The organism is Rhizobacter sp. P2_H3 (assembly GCF_056403355.1).
Genome location: NZ_JBFUFQ010000091.1, coordinates 1 through 22271 on the forward strand (window position 1 = coordinate 1; position 22271 = coordinate 22271).

A 22271-nucleotide genomic window follows, 5' to 3' on the forward strand; every position below is an offset into this window, starting at 1 on the left:
GCACGGGAGAACAACAATCCCAATGAACGGGGATGTGCAGCCGAAGTGTCAGTGTTGTCCGAAGCGAGACTGAACGAACCGTATGGTTTTCAGGCGCCTTTGCTTTGGTTACTTTCATTTGGCAAGACAAATGAAAGTGACTCGCCCGCCGGGGCGAGACCCGGCAGCAGCCTCACGCAGTGAACAAAAGCCCCCCGCAGGGGTGAGAAGAAATCCTTTTTCCAGCGCTGTTCGAGCGATTGCCGAACCCGCCCCCCCTCGACACTCAAGTGACTGGGGTGGGGGCCGATAACGGTCCGAGACCAGCGCGGCGTGCGCACTCCCCCCTTACACGGAACAGCCTGGAACATGTTCGTCCTCATCGGTTACGCGGTTGCCCTCGGATGCATCTTCGGCGCCTATGTCCTGCACGGCGGGAACATGGGCGTGATCATCCACGCGCTGCCGACCGAGCTGATGGCCATCCTGGGCGGCGCGCTCGGCGCCTTCGTCGTCAACAACCAGCCGAAGGTGCTGAAGGCGACGCTGGCAGCGCTGCCGACGCTGCTGAAGGGCTCGAAGTATTCGAAGGCCCGCTACATGGAGCTGCTGGCGCTGCTCTACGACATCCTGCAGAAGGCGCGCAAGGAAGGCCTGATGTCGATCGAGAACGACGTCGAGCGCCCGCACGAATCGGCGCTCTTCAAGAAATACGCGACGGTGGGCAACGACCACCACGTGGTCGAGTTCGTCACCGACTACCTGCGCATGATGGTCTCGGGCAACCTGAACGCCCACGAGATCGAGAGCCTCATGGACAGCGAGATCGACACCCACCACCACGAGGCGCATGCGCCCGCCGCGGCGATCGCCCGGCTGGCCGGCGCGCTGCCGGCGTTCGGCATCGTGGCCGCCGTGCTCGGCGTGGTGAACACGATGGGCTCGGTGGGCCAGCCGCCCGCGATCCTCGGCGGCATGATCGGCTCGGCGCTGGTCGGCACCTTCCTCGGCATCCTGCTGGCCTATGCGGTCGCGGAACCACTGGCCGGGCTGATGGAGCAGAAGAACGACGAGAACGGCAAGGAACTGCAGTGCATCAAGACCACGCTGCTCGCGAGCATGCAGGGTTATGCGCCGCAGGTGGCGGTCGAATTCGGCCGCAAGGTGCTGTACTCGACCGACCGCCCGACCTTCGCTGAGCTCGAAGGCCATGTGAAGGGCAAGAAATAATGGCCGGCGATTCGAAGAAGCTGCAGCCGATCATCATCAAGCGCATCAAGAAGGGCGGCCATGGCGCCCACGGCGGCGCGTGGAAGATCGCGTATGCCGACTTCGTGACGGCAATGATGGCGTTCTTCCTGCTGATGTGGCTGCTCGGCTCGACGACCGAGGGCGACAAGAAGGGCATTGCCGACTATTTCCAGGCGCCGCTGAAGGTGGCACTGCTGAGCGGCGGCAGCGGCTCGGGCGATTCGTCGCACGTGATCAAGGGCGGCGGCACCGACCTCACCCGCAGCGGCGGCCAGGTCAAGAAGGGCGATACCGCATCACGCAGCACCATCAACCTGGCGGCGATGAAGGCCGAGCAGCGCCAGGCCGAGGCACAGCGGCTGCAGGTGCTGAAGCAGCACGTGGAAGACGTGCTGGCGGCGAATCCGAAGCTGGCGGCGCTGAAATCCCAGATCCGGCTCGACATGACGCCGGACGGCCTGCGCATCCAGATCGTCGACGAGCAGAACCGGCCGATGTTCGACAGCGGCAGCGCGCTGGTCAAACCCTACATGCGCGAGCTGCTGCAGGAGATCGGCGGCGTGCTGGCCGAGGTACCGAACCGGTTGACGCTGGAGGGCCACACCGACGCCGCGGCCTTCGGCGGCGGTGAGCGCGGCTACAGCAACTGGGAGCTGTCGTCGGACCGCGCCAATGCATCGCGCCGCGAATTGCTGCTGGGCGGGCTGCCCGAGGACCGGATGCTGCGGGTGCAGGGGCTCGCGTCGAGCGCGCTGTTCGACCGCAACGACCCGCTGAGCCCGTCGAACCGGCGCATCAGCATCATCGTGATGAACCGTGAGGCGGAGGACCGCTTCTTCCAGAACACGCCGTTGGCACCGGAACCCGAGGCGCCGGCTGCCGAGGGGGCGCTCACGCCGCCCTCAACTTCCGCCGCGACTGCCCGATAACAGCCGCAAAGCAGCCGATTCCAGGCTCCACACCGTACCACCGCCCCAAGCGACCCAGCGAGGACTCTCATGAGCACCGATTTGAAATTCCTGATCGTCGACGACTTCTCGACCATGCGCCGCATCGTGCGCGGGTTGCTGAAGGAGATCGGCTACAACAATGCCGAAGAGGCCGAGGATGGCGCGGTGGCGTTGAACATGCTGAAGAACGCGAAGTTCGACTTCGTCGTGAGCGACATCAACATGCCGAACATGAACGGCTTCGAGCTGTTGTCGGCGGTGAAGGCCGATGCGAGCCTGAAGCACCTGCCGGTGCTGATGGTGACCGCCGAGGCGCGCAAGGAAGACATCGTGCGGGCGGCGCAGGACGGCGCGGCCGGCTACATCGTCAAGCCCTTCACGAAGGCCACGCTGGAAGAAAAAGTCCAGAAGATCATGCAGAAGCTGGCCACCGCGGCCTGATGCCGCACCAGCCCCCCGACGTACAAGGGAACACATCATGAAGATGGATACGATGGCCACCCTGGCCCCGCCGACGGCTGCGGCCTCGCCCGAGGTCTTCCAGCAGCTCGGCGTGATCACGCGCCAGTTGCACGACACGCTGATGCAGCTCGGCGTGATCCCCAAGCTGCAGACCGCGGCCGACAACCTGCCCGACGCGCGCAGCCGCCTGAACTACATCGCCGAGAAGACCGGTGCTGCCGCCAACAAGGTGCTGAATTCGGTCGACCAGGCCAAGCTCGAGCACGCGAACATTGCCGCCGACACGCGCCGCATCGCGGCGGCCATCGTGGCCGACCCGGTGAAGGCGGTGGCCTCGGGTTCGGTGATGAATTTCGTCAGTGACGTCGAGGCGGCGACCGCACGCATCGACCTGCACCTGACCGACATCATGATGGCGCAGGATTTCCATGACCTGACCGGCCAGGTCGTGGCCAAGGTCGTCGCGCTGGCATCCGACCTGGAAGACAGCCTGGTCAAGCTGCTGGTGCAGGCGGCTCCGCCGGAGCAGGTGCAGAAGGTGGAGTCGTCGATCCTCAACGGGCCGGTGGTGAATCCTGAAGGGCGGACCGATGTGGTGACCAATCAGGGGGAGGTTGACGACCTCCTGGCCAGTCTGGGGTTCTGATTCTTCTCACTGAGTGGGGCTGCGCCGGGTCTCGCCCCGGCGGGCGAGTCACTTTCTTTGTCTTGCCAAAGAAAGTAACCAAAGAAGGCGCCTGAAAACCATACGGTTCGTTCAGTCTCGCTGCGGACAACACTGACGCTTCGGCTGGTGCCCCACATTCATTGGGATTGTTGGCCGTCCGCTACTCGCTGCCGACCAGGCCGTTGCGGATCGCGTAGACCGTCATCTCGGAGTTGTTCGAAAGGCCCAGCTTCTCGAGCACGCGGGCCCGGTACACGCTCACTGTCTTCGGGCTAAGCATCAGCTCCTCCGCGATGTCGGACAAGCGCTTGCCCGACGCGATCATCACCAACGTTTGCAGCTCGCGATCGGATAGCTTCTCGTGCGCCGCTTCGGTGGTCGGCGTCGTCAGGCTTTCCACCAGCATCTGCGCGATCTCCGGGGTCACGTATTTGCGGCCCTGCCCTACGGTGCGCACCGCGGCCACGATCGTCGCGGGGTCGCCGCCCTTGTTCACGTAGCCGAACGCCCCAGCCCTCAGCGCCCGGATCGCATACTGGTCCTCGGGGTACATCGACACCACCAGCACCCGCATCGTCGCGCCTTCGTCCTTCAGCACGTGCAGCACGTCCAGCCCGCTGCGGCCCGGCAGGTTGATGTCCAGCACCAGCACGTCACAACCGCCCGTCGTCCGCAACAACGACCGCAGCTCGGTGTAGTCACCCGCCTCGCCGATCACCTCGATGTCTGGAGCGTCCGACAAGGTGTCGCGGATGCCGCGCCGGATCAACGCATGGTCGTCGCACAGAATCACTTTGATCATCAGATATTCCCCCACACCGTCGGGTCATAAGGCGCCGACGGTTCCTCGGCGAGCTCGAAGTCCAACTCCTCCGACATCATCTCCAGCGGCACCGACAGGATCAACGTCGTCCCGGCCGGCCCGCTGCTCAGGTCCACCCAGCCCCCCACCGTGCCGGCCCGCTCGTGCAACCCACGGATGCCGAACGAACGCACCTTCGCCAGATCGTCATGGTTCAGGCCGCGGCCGTTGTCGCTGATCTCGAGCGACAACACCCCGCCCGCCAATGTCAGGTCGATCTGCACATGGCTCGCCTGCGCATGCTTGGTCACGTTGGTCAACGCCTCCTGCGCCGTGCGATACGCCACCAGCGGCACACCCGCCGGCAACGTGAGATGGTCGTAGCGGCTGCGGAACTCGCAGGTCACGCCGGTGCGCTTCTCGAAACGGCTCGCCATCCACTGCAGCGCCGCCACCAACCCCTGCTCCAAAATCGCCGGCCGCAGGTTGTGCATCACCCGCTGGCTCGCCTCGATCGCATGGCTCACCGTCTCGAGCGCCGAATTGACCCGCGCCAGCACCTCCGGCGAATCGGAATGCCGCGCAATCCACGCCAGGTCGAACTTCAGCGCCGTCAACGAACCGCCCACGTCGTCATGGATCTCGCGCGCAATCGCCGCCCGCTCCGATTCGACGCTGGTCTGCAGATGCTGCGCCAGCTCGTGCACCCGCTGCTTCTGCTCGCCCAGCTCGCGGTCGGCACGCTGGCGCGCCAGCAGCAGCTCGTGCGCCTCCACCGCATGCAGCAGCGCCGGCACCAGCCGCGCCAGGTTGTTCTTCAGCAGGTAGTCGCTCGCGCCATTGCGCATCGCCTCGACCGCGGTGTCCTCGCCGATCTCGCCGGACACCAGGATGAACGGGATGCTGCGCCCGCTCGCCTTCAGCAGGTCCAGCGCCACCAGGCCCGAAAAACCCGGCAGGTTGTAGTCGGACACGATGATGTCCCACTCCTGCGACGGCTCCAGCTCGCGCAGGAACTCGACCTCGGAATCGACCCGCACCGCGTCGACATCGAGCCCGCCGCGGCGCAGGTGGGCCAGCGTCAGGTGATGGTCGAGCTCGGAATCCTCCAGGTGCAGGAGGCGCAGGCGCTGCTCGGCAAGAGGCGGTGACATGGCCCGAGTATGCCAAGCAACCGGTTCGGAGGTGCCAACTTCGCACGCTCCACGGAGCCATTCGAAATGGCTGCGCTTTTCACCGGTGATTGAGCTAATGCTTTCCGCCCCCCTGCCGAAAATGGCAGACAGATAGCACGCCCTGCGCAGGAGCTCCCCTGCGCAGCGCCCCATCCCTCACCTTCGAGCGGAGATTCGGATGCAGATGAACGACGCCAACGATGCCGGCATGCCACCCGCGCCAGCGGGCATGGCATTGCTGGCCGCCGCCGACCTGCAGGACCACCTGATGTCGGCCACCAACGATCTGGAACGCCTTCAGACCCTGCTGGCCGACGCCTGCGACACGCTGATGCAGCGCTTCTACGGCGCCTCGGAACAGATCCGCGTCCTGCGCGAACGCCCCCACTCGGGCGAGGAAAGCGACCAGGTCTTCAGCGGCGTCATGCAGGATCTGGGCGGCGCGGTCACCGCGCTGCAGTTCCAGGACATGGCGTCCCAGCTGATCCATCACACCAACCGCCGGTTGCGCAACTGCGTCGACCGGCTGGCCCGCGAGGCCTTCGCGGATGACGAAGACGGTGAGACCGTGGTCGAGGAAGCCCCGTTGCGACCCAACCCGGTGACCCAGGCCGAAATGGATGTCGGCTCCATCGAGTTGTTCTAGGCCGCCCCTCAAGACTTCAGTCCCACCTACCGAAACAGTTTTCGAGAAATCCGGAGAAACCCATGCATTCCATCCTCGCCGTCGACGATTCCGCCTCCATGCGCCAGATGGTGTCCTTCACGCTGAAGAGCGCCGGCTACAACGTCGTCGAGGCCGTGGACGGCCAGGACGCGTACGAGAAGACCAGCGGTCGCGACTTCGACCTCGTGCTGACCGACCAGAACATGCCCCGCATGGACGGCATCAGCCTGACCAAGAAGCTGCGCGACAACCCGAAGTTCAAGAGCACGCCGATCCTGATCCTGACCACCGAGTCGAGCGACCAGATGAAGCAGGCAGGCCGCAGCGCCGGCGCCACCGGCTGGCTGGTCAAGCCGTTCGATCCGGCCAAGCTGATCGAAGTCATCAAGAAGGTCGTGCGCTGAGCTTCGCGGCTCGCGCACCGACCTGTTCGCCATCGACCAATAACGACATTCCATCCAGGAGCACGCCATGGGCGAGATGACCTCCGAAGGCTCTCAGCTGAGCGCCGGCATCGACCTGAGCCAGTTCTATCAGGTCTTCTTCGAGGAAGCGGGCGAGAACCTCGACCGCATGGAGAAGCTGCTGCTCGACCTCGACATCGAGTCGGCCGACGACGAAGAGCTCAACGCGATCTTCCGCTGCGCCCACTCGATCAAGGGCGGCGCCGCGACCTTCGGCTTCTCCGACGTCGCCGAGCTGACGCACCAGATGGAGACGCTGCTGGACAAGCTGCGCCGCCATGAACTGACCCCGACCGCGCCGATGGTCGACGTGCTGCTGCAATCGGGCGACGCGCTGCGCGCCCAGCTGGCACGCCACCAGGGCAACGGCGGCGACGAACTCGACACCACCGAGCTGCTGTTCAACATCCGCGCGATGGTCGCCGGCGAGGCCCCCCCGGCCGCCACCACCAGCGCCGCACCCGCCGCCGCACCGGCCGCGAAGCCCAAGGCGGCCGCACCGGCTTCGGCGATGCCCGCCCCGTCGGTCGCCGGCCACGCCCGCGTGCTCGAGCTGCGCGTCGGCCCGCTGAAGAACCTGACGGACGCCGACAACCTGGTCGAGCTGTTCAAGGAAATCACCGACCTCGGCACCATCGAGCCGCTGGACAACGGCATGTCGGCCGACGGCATGCGCCGCTTCAAGATCTGCACCACCAGCAGCGACAGCGACCTGCTGGACCTGTTCACCTTCCACGTGGCGCGCGAGCAGGTTGCACTGCTGCCGCTCGGCCCCGGCTACGGCTTCCATGAAGGCTCGCCGGGTGCCCCGGCCGCCACCGCGCCGAGCGAGGCCGACCTCGGCTACGGCTTCTTCGACGACGCCCCGGGCGCACCGAACGCCGCCGCCGCCCCGGCCGCCGACGCCGCGCCGTCCGCCGACGCTGCCGCGCCGGTCGAGTCCGCCAAGCCTGCTGCCAAGCCGGTCGCGAAGGCCGAGAAGGCCCCGGCCGCCGCGGTCGAGGCCTCGACGCTGCGCGTGTCGGTCGAGAAGGTCGACCAGCTGATCAACCTGGTCGGCGAACTCGTGATCACCCAGGCCATGCTGGCCCAGAACAGCCAGGGCCTGGACCCGGCGCTGTACCAGCAGCTGGCCGCCGGCCTTGCCGACCTGGACCGCAACACCCGCGATCTGCAGGAATCGGTGATGTCGATCCGCATGATCCCGATGTCGATGGTGTTCAGCCGCTTCCCGCGCATGCTGCGCGACCTGGCCGCCAAGCTCGGCAAGAAGGTCGACTTCGTGACGCTCGGCGAAGCCACCGAACTGGACAAGGGCCTGGTCGAGAAGATCACCGACCCGCTGACCCACCTGGTGCGCAACAGCTGCGACCACGGCATCGAGACCCCCGCCGACCGCGTCGCCAAGGGCAAGCCCGAGACCGGCACGATCACGCTGAGCGCGTCCCACCAGGGCGGCTCGATCGTCATCGAGGTGCGCGACGACGGTCGCGGCCTGTCGCGCGAGAAGCTGCTGAAGAAGGCCCGCGAGCGCGGCATCCCGGCCCCCGACTCGATGACCGACCAGGAGGTGTGGGGCCTGATCTTCGCCCCCGGCTTCTCGACCGCCGATGTGGTGACGGACGTGTCCGGCCGCGGCGTCGGCATGGACGTGGTCAAGAAGAACATCACCGCACTGGGCGGCACCGTCGAGATCGATTCGGCCGAAGGCTACGGCATGCGCGTCTCGGTGCGCCTGCCGCTGACGCTGGCCATCATGGACGGCATGTCGGTGGGCGTCGGCGAAGAGGTCTACATCCTCCCGCTGTCGTCGGTGATCGAGTCGTTCCAGGTGCAGCCCGACATGGTCAAGACGATCGGTGGCTCCGGCCGCGTGGTCGAGGTGCGCGACGAGTACATGCCGGTGCTGGAGATGGAGCACGTGTTCAACGTGCCGCGCTTCGACTTCGAGCACGTCAGCGGGATCATGGTGGTGGTCGAGGCCGAAGGCGGCCGCGTCGCGCTGCTGGTCGACGAGCTGCTCGGACAGCAGCAGGTCGTCGTGAAGAACCTCGAAGCCAACTACCGCAAGGTCAACGACGTGTCGGGCGCCACCATCATGGGTGACGGCCGCGTGGCGCTGATCCTGGACGTGGGCAGCCTGGTGCGCCGCTCGCGCCACTGACGCTCTTGCCACTGAGACCGGCCCGCGCGAGCGGGCCCCCTTTCGAACAACCGGAGCAGAGTCATGAAGTTGAATGACGTTCGTGTCGGAGTCCGCCTGGGTGGCGGATTTGCCGTCACCCTGGCGCTCCTGTGCCTGATCATGGTCGTCGGCGTCTGGCGCCTGGGCAGCATCGCCCAGGCCACCCAGCAGATGATGGCCGAGCCGCTCGCCAAGGAGCGCCTGGCCGCCGAATGGGCACGCAACGTGTCGATCGGCGTGACCCGCGGCAAGGCGATCGCCAAGAGCCCGGATGCCACGCTCGAAGCGCTGTTCACCGACGATGCCAAGGCCTCGACGGTGCGCGCCAACGAGATCACCCAGGCGCTGAAGGCCTTCCCGACCACGCCCGAGGAGCAGGTGCTGCTCGACCGCATCGCAGAGACGCGCAAGACCTACCTGGTGGCGCGCGACGGGATGATGGCCGCCAAGCGCGCCGGCAACACCGAAGAAGCCACGCGCATCTACGACACCAGCTTCCAGGTCGTCGCGCCGGCCTACGTGACCGTGATGCAGGCCTACGTGGACTACCAGAAGAAATCCATCGACCAGATGGCGAAGCAGATCGATGCCGACGCGCTGCGCGGCCGCCTGCTGATCGGCGTGACCGGCAGCCTCGCGCTGGTGCTGGGCGCCGTGTTCGCCTGGCTGCTGACGCGCTCGATCACGGTGCCGGTGGCCCAGGCGGCGGCACTCGCCGACGCGGTGGCCGGTGGCGACCTGTCGCGCCGGGTCACGGCCGACGGCAGCGACGAGATCGCCGGCCTGATGCGCTCGCTCGGCAAGATGAACGCCAGCCTGCACGACATGGTCACGCAGGTCCGGCAATCGGCCGACAGCATCCAGGTCGCCAGCAGCGAGGTCGCGACCGGCAACCAGGACCTGAGCTCGCGCACCGAGCAGACGGCCTCGAACCTGCAGCAGACCGCATCGTCGATGGGCCACCTGACCGGCACCGTCAAGCAGACCGCCGATTCGGCGCGCACCGCCAACCAGCTGGCCTCGTCGGCGCAAGGCGCTGCCGGCAAGGGCGGCGAGGTGGTGTCGCAGGTCGTCTCGACGATGAACGACATCCATGCCAGCTCGAAGAAGATCGCCGACATCATCGGCGTGATCGACGGCATCGCGTTCCAGACCAACATCCTGGCGCTGAACGCCGCGGTGGAAGCAGCCCGTGCCGGCGAGCAGGGCCGCGGCTTCGCGGTCGTCGCGAGCGAAGTGCGCAGCCTCGCGCAGCGCAGCGCGCAGGCGGCCAAGGAAATCAAGAGCCTGATCGACGCCTCGGTCGACAAGGTCGACTCCGGTTCGCGCCTGGTGGCGGATGCCGGCCAGTCGATGACCGAGATCGTCACCAGCGTGCGCCGCGTCAGCGACATCATCGGCGAGATCACCTCGGCGGCGTCGGAGCAGAGCGACGGCATCGGCCAGGTCAACACCGCAGTGACGCAGCTCGACCAGATGACGCAGCAGAACGCCGCGCTGGTGGAGCAGTCCGCCGCGGCCGCCGAATCGCTGAAGGAGCAGGCAGTGAAGCTGTCGGGCGTCGTGTCGGTGTTCCGGCTGAGCGCCTGACCCACCCCGGGCGCGCCTTCGGGCGTGCCGTGTCCCCCTTTGTCCCCCAGGAGCGCTGCATGCAGTTCAGTTTCCGCAACGCCCGCATCGGCACCCGGCTCGGGCTGGTCTTCAGCCTGCTGGTGCTGCTGATGGTGCTGGCCACCGGCTACAGCGYGATCAAGCTGAAGCAGACCACCTCGACGCTGAAGCGCCTGTCGGCCACCGAATGGCAGATGACGCAGCTGGCGCGCGACTGGAATGCACAGGYCGCGATGAACACGCTGCGCGCGACGACGAATGCACGCCTGGGCACCGGTGAGTTCTCCGACGAGCTGACGAAGCAGTCGAAGGCCACCTCGGCCGCGAACGCCGAGACGATCGCGAAGATCGAGGCGCTGGTGTCCGACCCCGAGATGAAGGCGCTGTTCGACAAGGCGGTGCAAGCGCGCAAGGTCGCACTCGCGTTCCATCCGCAGCTCGATGCGCTGAAGAACAGCGGCGACTTCGTCGCGCTCGAAGCCCTGCTGGCGGGCGATTTCGACAAGACCCGCAAGAGCTACCAGGCGGCCGTCGACGAGCTCGCCGCGCTGGCCACGGCCCGCGCCGCTGCCGCGCAGGAGCATGCAGAGACCGGCACCAACCTCGCGGCCACCGTGGTCGGCGTGCTGGTGCTGGTGTGCGTCGCGATCGCCGGCGGTTTCGGCTGGTGGCTGACCCGTTCGATCGCCGCGCCGATCGGCGAAGCGGTGCGGCATGCCCGCGCGATCGCCGGCGGCGACCTGTCGCAGACGCTGTCGATCCAGGCCGGCGGCGAAGCCGGCGAGCTGGCACGCGCGCTGGCCGACATGCAGGCCTCGCTGCGCCGGCTGGTCGGCGAGGTGCGCAGCACCACCGACAGCATCACGACCGCGAGCGCCGAGATCGCGACCGGCAACCAGGACCTGAGCGTGCGCACCGAGCAGACCGCGAGCAACCTGCAGCAGGCGGCCTCGTCGATGGAGCAGCTGACCGGCACCGTCAAGCAGAGCGCCGATTCGGCCCGCCAGGCCAACCAGCTGGCCTCGTCGGCCGCCGAGGTCGCCGCCCGTGGCGGCTCGGTCGTCGCCCAGGTCGTCTCGACGATGGACGAGATCAATGCCAGCTCGAAGAAGATCAACGACATCATCGGCGTGATCGACGGCATCGCGTTCCAGACCAACATCCTGGCGCTGAACGCCGCGGTCGAAGCCGCGCGTGCCGGCGAACAGGGCCGCGGCTTCGCGGTCGTCGCCAGCGAAGTGCGCAGCCTCGCGCAGCGCAGCGCGCAGGCGGCCAAGGAAATCAAGGGCCTGATCGGCGCCAGCGTCGACCGCGTCGAGGCCGGCTCGCGCCTGGTGGCCGATGCCGGCAAGACGATGAGCGAGATCGTCGGCTCGGTGCAGCGCGTCTCGAACATCATCGGTGAAATCACCGCCGCCTCGTCCGAGCAGAGCGACGGCATCGGCAGCGTCAACGCCGCCGTGACCCAGCTCGACCAGATGACGCAACAGAACTCGGCCCTCGTCGAAGAGAGCGCCGCGGCCGCCGAGAGCCTGAAGGACCAGGCGCTGCGCCTGTCGCAGGCCGTCGGCGCCTTCCGACTCGAACACTGAGACACACCATGCGCATTCAAGACCTCCGCATCGGCACCCGCATCTGGTTCGCCGTCGGCACCTTCATCGTCGCGCTGCTGGCGCTGATCGCCTTCGCCGCGTGGCGCTCGGCCCAGGTGCAGGCGTTCTCCGACGAGGCGCTGGCGCTGTCGGAAACCAAGATCCGCACGGCCGCCCGCTGGGCCGGCCTGACCGAGGCCGCGGTGTCGCGCGCCCAGGCCGGCGCGATCAGCAGCGATCCGTCGGTGCGCGTCGCGTTCAAGGAGACCAACGACAAGGCCATCGCGCAGATCACCGAGCTGCAGAAGCAGCTGAAGGAGCTGCCGCAGACCGAGGCCGAGACGCAGCAGATGGCGAAGATCGCCGCCGACCGCAAGGTCGTGCTCGACACCTCGGCCGAGATCACGAAGAAGAAGGAAGCCGGCGACCAGGAGGGCGCCCGCGCGCTGGCGATGGGCGGCTTCGCGCAGGCCGTCGACACCTACATGCAATCGCTGCGCGGCTTCGTCGCGCTGCAGGAGCAGGCGGCCCAGGCCACGCGCGAACGGCTGTCGGCCGAGCGCCGCAAGACGGTGATGGTGGCGGCCGGCGTGGTCGGGCTGATCATCCTCGGTGCGCTGTTCGGCACCTTCGCGCTCGTCGGCTCGATCCGCCGCCCGCTCGGCGAAGCGATCGCGCTGGCCGACTCGATCGCCGGCGGCGACCTGAGCCCGCGGCCGGCCGTGATGCGCGGCGACGAGATGGGCGACCTGATGCGCGCGCTGCAGACGATGACGGCCGCGCTCGGCCGCGTCGTGCAGCAGGTGCACACCGCCAGCGACAGCATCCGAACCGCCAGCACCGAGATCGCCAGCGGCAACCAGGACCTGAGCGCCCGCACCGAGCAGACCGCGTCCAGCCTGCAGCAGACCGCCTCGTCGATGGAGCAGTTGACCGGCACCGTCAAGCAGAGCGCCGACTCGGCCCGCCAGGCCAACCAGCTGGCCTCGTCGGCCGCTGAAGTCGCGGCACGCGGCGGCTCGGTGGTCTCGCAAGTCGTGACCACGATGGACGAGATCAATGCCAGCTCGAAGAAGATCGCCGACATCATCGGCGTGATCGACGGCATCGCGTTCCAGACCAACATCCTGGCGCTGAACGCCGCGGTCGAAGCGGCGCGCGCCGGCGAGCAGGGCCGCGGCTTCGCGGTGGTGGCCGGCGAGGTGCGCAGCCTCGCGCAGCRCAGCGCCGACGCTGCCAAGGAAATCAAGGGCCTGATCGGCGCCAGCGTCGACCGTGTCGAAGCCGGCTCGCGCCTGGTGGCGGACGCCGGCCAGACGATGAACGAGATCGTCGGCTCGGTGCAGCGCGTCAGCGACATCATCGGTGAGATTACCGCCGCATCGTCGGAGCAGAGCGACGGCATCGGCCAGATCAACACCGCCGTCACCCAGCTCGACCAGATGACGCAGCAGAACTCGGCGCTCGTCGAAGAGAGCGCCGCCGCCGCCGAAAGCCTGAAGGACCAGGCCGCGCGCCTGTCGCAGGCCGTCGGCAGCTTCCGGTTGCAGGCGCACTGAGTCGCCGAACGTTGCCCTTCCGCTTGACCCGAGGTACCCCCATGAACCTGTCCTTCAAACGCAAGATCGGCCTGCTGGTCGGCGCCTCGATCCTGGCGCTGATCCTGCTGACCGTCGCGTCCAGCCTGCGCATGCGCAGCCAGATCGTCGAAGGGCGCAAGGGCCAGCTGGTAACGGCGGTCGAGGCCGCCTACCACATCGCGGCCGGCTTCGAGGCCAAGGCCGCGGCCGGCACGATGAGCAAGGAAGACGCGCAGAAGGCGGCCCGTGACGCGATCCGCGTGGCCCGCTACGGCGCCGAGGCCAAGGACTACCTCTACATCTTCTCGATGGACGGCTCCGCGGTGATGCACCCGCTGAAGCCCGAATGGGACGGCCAGCCGATGATCGGCAAGGTCAAGGACAGCAAGGGCCTGGACATCATCCAGGGCGAGATCGACGTGCTGCGCGCCAGCAAGGACGGCCGCGCCTACCTGATGACCGATTTCCCGCGCCCCGGCAAGACCGAGTCGGTGCCCAAGCTGATGTACGTGATGCAGCTGAAGAACTGGGGCTGGCTGGTCGGCTCGGGCCTGTACATGGACGACGTCGATGCCGAGGTGCGCAGCACCGCCGTGCAAGGCCTGCTGATCACGCTGCTGATCCTGGCCGGCATCGGCGCGCTGGGCATCGTGATCGCCCGCAGCGTGCTGCGCCAGATCGGCGGCGAGCCGAGCGACGCGGTGGCGGTGATGGGCGAGGTCGCGCGCGGCAACCTGTCGGTCGACCTGAGCCAGTCGGTGCCGGGCAGCCTGCTGGATTCGCTGTCGCAGATGGTGCGCTCGCTGCGCACGACGGTGAGCCAGGTGCGCCAGAGCACCGACAGCATCTCCACCGCCTCCGGCGAGATCGCGACCGGCAACCACGACCTGAGCGTGCGCACCGAGCAGACGGCGAGCAACCTGCAGCAGGCCGCGTCGTCGATGGAGCAGCTGACCGGCACCGTCAAGCAGAGCGCCGACTCGGCCCGCCAGGCGAATCAACTGGCCTCGTCGGCCGCTGAAGTCGCAGCCCGTGGCGGCTCGGTCGTCGCCCAGGTCGTCTCGACGATGGACGAGATCAATGCCAGCTCGAAGAAGATCAACGACATCATCGGCGTGATCGACGGCATCGCGTTCCAGACCAACATCCTGGCGCTGAACGCCGCGGTCGAAGCCGCGCGTGCCGGCGAACAGGGCCGCGGCTTCGCGGTGGTCGCCAGCGAAGTGCGCAGCCTCGCGCAGCGCAGCGCGCAGGCGGCCAAGGAAATCAAGGGCCTGATCGGCGCCAGCGTCGACCGTGTCGAGGCCGGTTCGCGCCTGGTCGCCGATGCCGGCAAGACGATGAGCGAGATCGTCGGCTCGGTGCAGCGTGTCAGCGACATCATCGGCGAGATCACCGCCGCGTCGTCGGAGCAGAGCGATGGCATCGGCCAGGTCAACACCGCAGTCACTCAACTCGACCAGATGACGCAGCAGAACGCTGCGCTGGTCGAGGAATCGGCGGCCGCCGCCGAGAGCCTGCGCGACCAGGCCAAGCGCCTGGCCTCGGTGGTCGCGACCTTCCGACTGGAGGCGGGCGAGAGCCTGGTGGCGCAGCCGGTCGCCGCGCCGGCCTTGCCGCCGGCGAAACCGGCCTTCACGCCCAAGCCGGCCGCCAAGGTTGCCAGCACCGCGCCAGCGGCCAGGCCCGCGACACCCGCCCGCGTCGAATCGAAGCCGGTGGCTGCCACCCTGGCCCCGCGCGCCGAACCGCAACCCGCCGTGGTCGCCAGCAAACCGGCCGCCAGCGCCGCGCCGAGCGACGACTGGGAAACCTTCTGAAATCTCCGGACCGCCTGTCATGAACCTGAACAACCTCAGCATCCGCACCAAGCTGATCGGCGGCTTCGGCCTGGTCCTTGCGATCGCGCTCGTGCAAAGCCTGCTGGCGATCGGTCGCCTGGGCCACGTCAACGCGAACGCCGCCGACATCGCCACCAACTGGCTGCCCAGCGTGCGCGCGCTCGGTGAACTGAACAGCGATCTTGCGTCGTACCGCGTGGTGCGCCTGCGCCTCGCGCTGATCGACACCTCTCTCGAGGTCGAGCCGATCGAGGCCTCGCTGAAGAAGGTGGAAGGCAACCTCGAGACCCACCGCGCCGCTTACCAGGCGATGGTCAGCTCGCCGGAAGAGAAGGCCTTGTACGAGCAATTCACGCAGCAGTGGAAGAGCTACCAGGCAATCGGCCCCGAGCTGCTGCGCATGGCCAAGGAAATGGACACCGCCGGCATCAAGAAGCTGTTGAACGGACCGGGCGGCCAGTCGTACACCGATGCCCGTGCGCTGCTCGTCAAGCTGGTCGAGCTGAACAATGCCGGCAGCACCGCGGCGGCCGCCGACGGCCAGAAGACCTATGAATCCTCGCGCACGGCGCTGATCGCCGGGCTGGTCGTGATGACGGCACTCGGCCTCGCGATCGCCTGGTTCGTGTCGGGTGGCCTGGCCCGCGCCGCGGCGCAGGCGGTGGCGGATGCGAACCGCATCGCCGACGGCGACCTGAGCCAGCCGATCAAGGCGACCGGCACCGACGAGATGGGCCAGCTGCTGAAGGCGCTCGGCGACATGCAGGACAAGCTGCGCGGCATCGTCGGTGGCGTGCGCCAGAACGCTGATGGCGTGGCCACTGCGAGCTCGCAGATCGCGCAGGGCAACAACGACCTGAGCAGCCGCACCGAAGAGCAGGCGAGCGCGCTCGAGGAGACGGCCGCGTCGATGGAGCAGCTGTCGAGCACCGTCAAGCAGAACGCCGACAACGCCCGCCAGGCCAACCAGCTGGCGATGAGCGCGTCGAGTGTCGCGGTCTCCGGCGGCGAGGTCGTCAACCGCGTCGTCGACACGATGAAGGGCATCAACGACTCGTCGCGCCGCATCGCCGACATCATCGGCGTGATCGACGGCATCGCGTTCCAGACCAACATCCTGGCGCTGAATGCCGCGGTGGAAGCGGCGCGCGCCGGTGAGCAGGGCCGCGGCTTCGCGGTGGTGGCCAGCGAGGTGCGCAGCCTCGCGCAGCGCAGCGCCGATGCCGCCAAGGAGATCAAGACGCTGATCTCGACCAGCGTCGAGCGCGTCGAGCAGGGCACTGCGCTGGTCGACGAGGCCGGCACGACGATGGCCGAGGTGGTCGCCTCGATCCGCCGCGTGACCGACATCATGGGCGAGATCACGTCGGCGAGCATCGAGCAGTCGTCCGGCGTCAGCCAGGTCGGCGAGGCGGTCACGCAGATGGACCGGGCGACGCAGCAGAACGCGGCGCTGGTCGAGGAAAGCGCGGCGGCGGCGGAAAGCCTGAAGGTGCAGGCTGCGCAACTGCTGGCCGGCGTCGCCGTGTTCAAGCTGTCGACTGCGCATGCTGCCGCACCGGCACCGGCCCCGGTGTTCCAGGCCGCGAAATCGGTGATCGCCGCCGCAGCCCACCCGGCACCGAAGTCGGTAGCCAAGGCCCCGGCCCCGGCGGCCGCCAGGCCCGCGGCTGCGCCCGTCGAGCCGGTGCTCACGGCCGCCCCGGCCCCGCGTCCGGCACTGGCCGCCGCGGCGGCGGGGTCCGACGATTGGGAAACCTTCTGATCCTCGCCTCTTCCCGGCGGGGGACTCGCTGCGCGAGGGCTTCTCTCTTATCCCTGCGGGGGGCTTTGTTCACTGCGTGAGGCTGCTGCCGGGTCTCGCCCCGGCGGGCGAGTCACTTTCATTTGAAGCCCAAATGAAAGTAACCAAAGCAAAGGGCCTCAATACAACACCATACGGTTCGTTCTGGCCCGCTTCGGACAACACGGCCACTTCGGCTAGCCATCCACCTTCATTGGGATTGTTGGCCGTTCTTCTCCACCCAGCTCGCTACGCATCGCCCGGATGGCGCGGTGCCGACCGCCGGTGCAAGACGATGCGACGCGAAGCGAGCGAGTCGAGTGGAGCGGGAGAACAACAATCCCAATGAAGGTGGATGGCTAGCCGAAGTGTCAGTGTTGTCCGMAGCGAGACTGAACGAACCGTATGGTTTTCARGCGCCTTTGCTTTGGTTACTTTCATTTGGCAAGACAAATGAAAGTGACTCGCCCGCCGGGGCGAGACCCGGCAGCAGCCTCACGCAGTGAACAAGCCCCACGCAGTGGGAAGAGATGCACCGCCAACCGGCCTCTTTTGCGCCGACAGCCGATTGCGCTGGCTCACAGAATCGCGATAGACCGGGTACAGCCCGGCCGCCCGCGTGCCGATAACGGCACCAGCGCATCCGTTTTGTTCGCGGATGCAGTCCCGCCACCGCGCCCCTGGGCGCCCCGACTGCCAAGGATCCCGCATGTCCAAGCACCTGCTCCTGTGCGCCCTGCTGAGCGCCGCCGCCCTGCCCGCCTTCGCGAAGGACGGCAATGCCACCGCCGAAGAAGCCACCGCGATGGTCAAGAAGGGCGTCGCCTTCATCAAGTCCAGCGGCAACGACAAGGCCTACGCCGAGATCAACAACAAGGCCGGCCAGTTCACCGACCGCGACCTCTACCTGGTCGTCTACGGGCTCGACGGCGTCGTCCGCGCCCACGGTGCGAACGAAAAAATGATCGGCAAGAACCTGCTCGAGCTGAAGGACGTGGACGGCAAGCCCTTCGTCAAGGAGCGCGTCGAACTCGCCCAGTCCAAGGGCACGTTCTGGCAGGACTACAAGTTCACCAACCCGGTCAGCAAGAAGATCGAGCCGAAGCGCGCCTACTGCGAGCGGCTCGGCGACGTGGCCGTCTGCGGCGGCATCTACAAGTAAGACGCCCGCACGCCCTGCAGGACGGAAGGCCCGCCATGAAACTCGGACTCAAGCTGCTCGCAGCCCCCGTGCTGACCGCCGTCGTGGTGTTCTCGATGGCCTCGGTGAACACCGCGCTGATGCGCACCGAAGCGACGAAGAACAGCGAGGACTTCCGCAGCGACCTCGAATCCTTCCGCACCATCACCAGCGTGCAGGACCAGCTCGGCCAGATCCACGCCGGCGTCTACCGCACGGTGGCGCTGATCGCGTCGCTGGACGAGCCGAAGATCAAGGCCGCCCGCGAATCGCTGGCCAACCAGCTGAACGGCCTGAAGCGCACGCTCAGCGGCCTCGCCGATGCCGACCGCAGCGATGCGGACCTGGCCGGCGAGATCAAGGCCGCCACCGCGCAGATCGACAAGTACCGCGGCCAGGCCGATTCGGCGATCGACCTGTCGTCGGTCGACCCGAACACCGGCATCGCCGCCATGCAGGGTGCCGACGAGACCTTCGGCACGCTCGCCAAGGGCATGGGCGGCATGGTCGCCCGCATGGACCGGCAGTCGTCGGCATCGATGGATGCCTCGGCAGAACGCTCGCGCCGCACCAGTTTGCTGCTCGGCGCACTCGGCCTGCTGGCGGCCGCCGCGACGGTCGGCGTGGCCTGGCTGATGCAGCGCCGCATCGTCGGCGAGCTGAGCCGCGCCGCCCGCGTTGCCGACGAAGTGGCCGGCGGCAACCTGGCGATCGATGCCCGCAGCGATCGCAGCGATGAGCTCGGCGACCTGATGCACGCGCTCGACCGCATGACGCAGCAACTCAGCCGCTCGCTCGCGACGGTGCTCGAATCGTCGTCGTCGATCGAGAACGCCAGCGCCGAGATCGCGACCGGCAACCAGGACCTGAGCCACCGCACCGAGCAGGCCGCCAGCAACCTGCAGCAGACCGCCTCGTCGATGGACCAGCTGACCGGCACCGTCAAGCAGAGCGCCGACTCGGCCCGCCAGGCCAACCAGCTGGCCTCGTCGGCCGCCGAGGTCGCGGCGCGTGGCGGCTCGGTGGTCTCGCAAGTCGTGACCACGATGAACGAGATCAATGCCAGCTCGAAGAAGATCGCCGACATCATCGGCGTGATCGACGGCATCGCGTTCCAGACCAACATCCTCGCGCTGAACGCCGCGGTCGAAGCAGCCCGCGCCGGCGAACAGGGCCGCGGCTTCGCGGTCGTCGCCAGCGAGGTGCGCAGCCTCGCGCAGCGCAGCGCGCAGGCGGCGAAAGAGATCAAGGCGCTGATCGGCGCCTCGGTCGAGAAAGTCGATTCCGGTTCACGCCTGGTGGCCGACGCCGGCCAGACGATGAACGAGATCGTCGGCTCGGTCCAGCGCGTGACCGACATCATCAGCGAGATCACCGCCGCCGCCGCCGAGCAGAGCGAAGGCATCGGCCAGGTGAACGGATCCGTCACCCAGCTCGACCAGATGACGCAGCAGAACGCGGCACTGGTGGAGGAGTCGGCAGCCGCCGCGGAAAGCCTGAAGGACCAGGCGGCCCGGCTGCGCAGCATCGTCAACAACTTCCAGCTCGCCGGAGAGCGCTCATGAACCTCACCCACCTGATGCGTCAATTCACGATCCGCACCCGCATGATGGGCGCGATCGCCATCGTGCTGGCCCTGCTCGCGCTGGTCGGCGGCGCCGGCCTGACCGGGCTGCTGCGCATGCAGGCCCAGAGCACCGCCTTCATGACCAGCTCGTTCGCCGACACCAACACGCTGGCCGCGTTGCGCACCGCGCTCGGCGAGATGCGCCTGGCCGAGAAGGAAATGATCGTCAACTACGAGAAGCCCGAAGAGGTCACGCGCTTCAGCGGGCAGTGGACGGCGGCACGCGAGCGGGTGATCGCCCAGCTGAAGAAGCTGCAGGATGGCCCGCAGGACGATGGCACCGTGCTGGCCAAGCGCATGGAAACCGAACTCGGCACCTACGCCACCGCGATGGCCCCGGTGATCAAGCAGCTGGAGAACAGCGGCTACGACTCGGCCACGGTGGCGAACCGGGTGATGGGCCGTGCGAAGGAAGCGATCGCTGCCGCCGAGAAATCGGCCGCCGAACTGCAGAAGTCGCTGGGCGCCGAAGGCTCGCAGGCCGAGGCCGAGCGCCAGACGATGACGCGCCAGACCGTCGTGCTGTTCGCGGTGGCGCTGGCCATCGCGATCCTGATCGTCGTGCCGACCACGCTGGTCAACATGCAGAGCATCTGCCGCCCGATGAGCGAGGCGCAGGCGCTGGCCGCGTCGATCGCGCGCGGCGACCTGACCAACCAGATCACCGTGAGCGGCCGCGACGAATCGACGCAGCTGATGCAGGCCTTGTCGAACATGCAGGAGTCGCTGCGCGCGCTGGTCGGCCAGGTGCGCAACTCGACCGACAGCATCTCGACCGCCAGCGCCGAGATCGCGACCGGCAACCAGGACCTGAGCGCCCGCACCGAGCAGACGGCCTCGAACCTGCAGCAGGCCGCGTCGTCGATGGAGCAGTTGACCGGCACTGTCAAGCAGAGCGCCGACTCGGCCCGCCAGGCCAACCAGCTGGCCTCGTCGGCCGCTGAAGTCGCGGCACGCGGCGGCTCGGTCGTCTCACAGGTCGTGACCACGATGGACGAGATCAACGCCTCGTCGAAGAAGATCAGCGACATCATCGGCGTGATCGACGGCATCGCGTTCCAGACCAACATCCTGGCGCTGAACGCCGCGGTCGAAGCGGCGCGCGCTGGCGAGCAGGGCCGCGGCTTCGCGGTGGTGGCCGGCGAGGTGCGCAGCCTGGCCCAGCGCAGTGCGCAGGCCGCCCGCGAGATCAAGGCGCTGATCGGTGCCTCGGTCGAGAAGGTCGATTCCGGCTCGCGCCTGGTGGCGGATGCCGGCAAGACGATGCACGAGATCGTCGGCTCGGTGCAGCGCGTCAGCGACATCATCGGCGAGATCACCGCCGCGTCGTCGGAGCAGAGCGATGGCATCGGGCAGGTCAACACGGCTGTCACTCAACTCGACCAGATGACGCAACAGAACGCCGCGCTGGTCGAGGAATCGGYGGCCGCGGCCGAGAGCCTGCGCGACCAGGCGCAGCGCCTCGCGTCGGTCGTCGCGACCTTCCGGCTCGACACCCACGGCACCCCTGCGGCGCCCGCGCCCACACCGGCCGCCGTGTCCACACCGAAGCCGGTCGTGGCGGCCAAGCCGGTGAGCGCCCCGGCCGCCAAGGCCAAGGCCCCCGCGCCCGCCACCCCGCTCGTGAAACCGGCCCCGGCCGTGACGAAAGTCGCAGCCGCCGCGCCGAGCCCGGCGCCCGCCCCCGTGGCAGGCCCGGCCTTCGCCACCACCGCCCCCAGCGACGACTGGGAAACCTTCTGACAAAACCTTCCGACCCGCCGATCTGGCCCACCCGCGACGCGCTGATCCACCCTTCAGTTCATCCCGGCGGCGCCGATAGTGACGGCAACGCAGTCTTCCGCACCTGACAGGACCCACCATGGACATGATCCACGAAGCTTCCCACGTGGCCCGGCACGAAGCCGCCCGCGCGGCCACCGCCTCCCAGTCCGGCGGCGAGTTCCTCACCTTCCGCCTGGGCGCCGAGGAATACGGCATCGACATCCTGAAGGTGCAGGAGATCCGCTCCTACGAAGCGCCCACCCGCATCGCCAACGCCCCCGCCTTCATCAAGGGCGTGGTCAACCTGCGCGGCGTCATCGTCCCGATCGTCGACCTGCGCCTGAAGCTCGGCTGCGACTCGAACGACTACAACAGCTTCACCGTCGTCATCGTGCTGAACGTGCGCGGCCGCGTCGTCGGCGCCGTCGTCGACTCGGTCAGCGACGTGCTCGAACTCTCGCGCGACTCCATCAAGCCGGCCCCCGAGATGGCCTCCGCCGTCGACACCAGCTTCATCACCGGCATCTCCAGCGTCAACGACCGCATGCTCATCCTGATGGACATCGAGGAGCTGATGGCCAGCGCCGAGATGGGCCTGATCGACAGCCCCTGACGTTTCCCCGCATTCCTCTCTTCTCTCCCCAAGGATTTCATGAACACGGCGCTTGACAGCCGCGGCTCGGTCGCGCGC

The 22271-nt window shown here is 67.7% G+C and carries 19 protein-coding genes; 17 read left to right on the forward strand and 2 right to left on the reverse strand.

What is annotated here, in order from left to right:
* The 5 genes from AC1D1T_RS17390 to AC1D1T_RS17410 all read left to right on the forward strand — a co-directional run.
* The coding region (locus AC1D1T_RS17390; protein ID WP_477992212.1) for a hypothetical protein at positions 1–183 on the forward strand (183 nt) is incomplete at its 5' end.
* A gap of 165 nt (positions 184–348) precedes the next feature.
* Positions 349–1209: a flagellar motor stator protein MotA gene (gene motA / locus AC1D1T_RS17395; protein ID WP_477826336.1), complete on the forward strand. Its 861-nt coding sequence runs from the start codon at positions 349–351 to the stop codon at positions 1207–1209.
* Complete coding sequence (gene motB, locus AC1D1T_RS17400) at positions 1209–2159, forward strand: flagellar motor protein MotB (protein WP_047511113.1); 951 nt, start codon at positions 1209–1211, stop codon at positions 2157–2159. The genes motA and motB overlap by 1 nt, the downstream gene beginning before the upstream one ends.
* A 69-nt stretch (positions 2160–2228) precedes the next feature.
* Positions 2229–2621: a chemotaxis response regulator CheY gene (gene cheY / locus AC1D1T_RS17405; RefSeq protein WP_047511116.1), complete on the forward strand. Its 393-nt coding sequence runs from the start codon at positions 2229–2231 to the stop codon at positions 2619–2621.
* A 37-nt stretch (positions 2622–2658) separates the two neighbouring features.
* Positions 2659–3288, forward strand: a complete 630-nt coding sequence (locus AC1D1T_RS17410) for a protein phosphatase CheZ (RefSeq protein ID WP_477826337.1) — start codon at positions 2659–2661, stop codon at positions 3286–3288.
* A gap of 181 nt (positions 3289–3469) precedes the next feature.
* Here AC1D1T_RS17410 and AC1D1T_RS17415 read toward each other — a convergent pair whose 3' ends face one another.
* Both AC1D1T_RS17415 and AC1D1T_RS17420 read right to left on the reverse strand, forming a co-directional pair.
* On the reverse strand, positions 3470–4111 hold the full coding sequence (locus tag AC1D1T_RS17415; RefSeq protein WP_047511092.1) for a response regulator: 642 nt from the start codon (positions 4109–4111) through the stop codon (positions 3470–3472).
* Entirely contained in the window at positions 4111–5265 is a 1155-nt protein-coding gene (locus AC1D1T_RS17420; protein ID WP_047511095.1) for a hybrid sensor histidine kinase/response regulator, read from the reverse strand. The genes AC1D1T_RS17415 and AC1D1T_RS17420 overlap by 1 nt, the downstream gene beginning before the upstream one ends.
* A gap of 199 nt (positions 5266–5464) precedes the next feature.
* Here AC1D1T_RS17420 and AC1D1T_RS17425 point away from each other — a divergent pair, with 199 nt between their 5' ends.
* The 12 genes from AC1D1T_RS17425 to AC1D1T_RS17480 all read left to right on the forward strand — a co-directional run bounded on the left by AC1D1T_RS17425 (position 5465) and on the right by AC1D1T_RS17480 (position 22193).
* Positions 5465–5932 carry a hypothetical protein gene (locus AC1D1T_RS17425; protein WP_052213005.1) on the forward strand — a complete coding sequence of 156 codons (468 nt, stop codon included), beginning with the start codon at positions 5465–5467 and terminating at the stop codon, positions 5930–5932.
* Between the two features lie 62 nt (positions 5933–5994).
* Entirely contained in the window at positions 5995–6357 is a 363-nt protein-coding gene (locus tag AC1D1T_RS17430) for a response regulator (RefSeq protein ID WP_047511098.1), read from the forward strand.
* Between the two features lie 67 nt (positions 6358–6424).
* On the forward strand, positions 6425–8581 hold the full coding sequence (locus AC1D1T_RS17435) for a chemotaxis protein CheA (RefSeq protein ID WP_477827803.1): 2157 nt from the start codon (positions 6425–6427) through the stop codon (positions 8579–8581).
* Positions 8582–8644: 63 nt separating this feature from the next.
* Entirely contained in the window at positions 8645–10192 is a 1548-nt protein-coding gene (locus AC1D1T_RS17440; protein WP_477839940.1) for a methyl-accepting chemotaxis protein, read from the forward strand.
* A 59-nt stretch (positions 10193–10251) separates the two neighbouring features.
* Complete coding sequence (locus AC1D1T_RS17445; RefSeq protein WP_477992213.1) at positions 10252–11805, forward strand: methyl-accepting chemotaxis protein; 1554 nt, start codon at positions 10252–10254, stop codon at positions 11803–11805.
* 8 nt (positions 11806–11813) lie between these two features.
* Positions 11814–13364, forward strand: a complete 1551-nt coding sequence (locus AC1D1T_RS17450) for a methyl-accepting chemotaxis protein (protein WP_477992214.1) — start codon at positions 11814–11816, stop codon at positions 13362–13364.
* A gap of 41 nt (positions 13365–13405) precedes the next feature.
* Positions 13406–15205 (forward strand): methyl-accepting chemotaxis protein, encoded by a 1800-nt coding sequence (locus AC1D1T_RS17455; protein ID WP_477839947.1) that lies wholly within the window; start codon positions 13406–13408, stop codon positions 15203–15205.
* Between the two features lie 19 nt (positions 15206–15224).
* The gene (locus AC1D1T_RS17460) at positions 15225–16991 is read left to right on the forward strand and encodes a methyl-accepting chemotaxis protein (protein WP_477992215.1); all 1767 of its coding nucleotides are present in this window, start codon (positions 15225–15227) and stop codon (positions 16989–16991) included.
* A 727-nt stretch (positions 16992–17718) separates the two neighbouring features.
* On the forward strand, positions 17719–18171 hold the full coding sequence (locus AC1D1T_RS17465) for a cache domain-containing protein (protein WP_477824889.1): 453 nt from the start codon (positions 17719–17721) through the stop codon (positions 18169–18171).
* A gap of 35 nt (positions 18172–18206) precedes the next feature.
* The gene (locus tag AC1D1T_RS17470) at positions 18207–19754 is read left to right on the forward strand and encodes a methyl-accepting chemotaxis protein (protein WP_465113667.1); all 1548 of its coding nucleotides are present in this window, start codon (positions 18207–18209) and stop codon (positions 19752–19754) included.
* A complete protein-coding gene (locus tag AC1D1T_RS17475) occupies positions 19751–21559 on the forward strand; it encodes a methyl-accepting chemotaxis protein (RefSeq protein ID WP_477992216.1) in 1809 nt (602 codons plus the stop codon). Before AC1D1T_RS17470 ends, AC1D1T_RS17475 begins: the two co-directional genes overlap by 4 nt.
* Positions 21560–21677: 118 nt before the next feature.
* The gene (locus AC1D1T_RS17480; RefSeq protein ID WP_047595138.1) at positions 21678–22193 is read left to right on the forward strand and encodes a chemotaxis protein CheW; all 516 of its coding nucleotides are present in this window, start codon (positions 21678–21680) and stop codon (positions 22191–22193) included.
* The last annotated feature ends 78 nt before the right edge of the window (positions 22194–22271 follow it).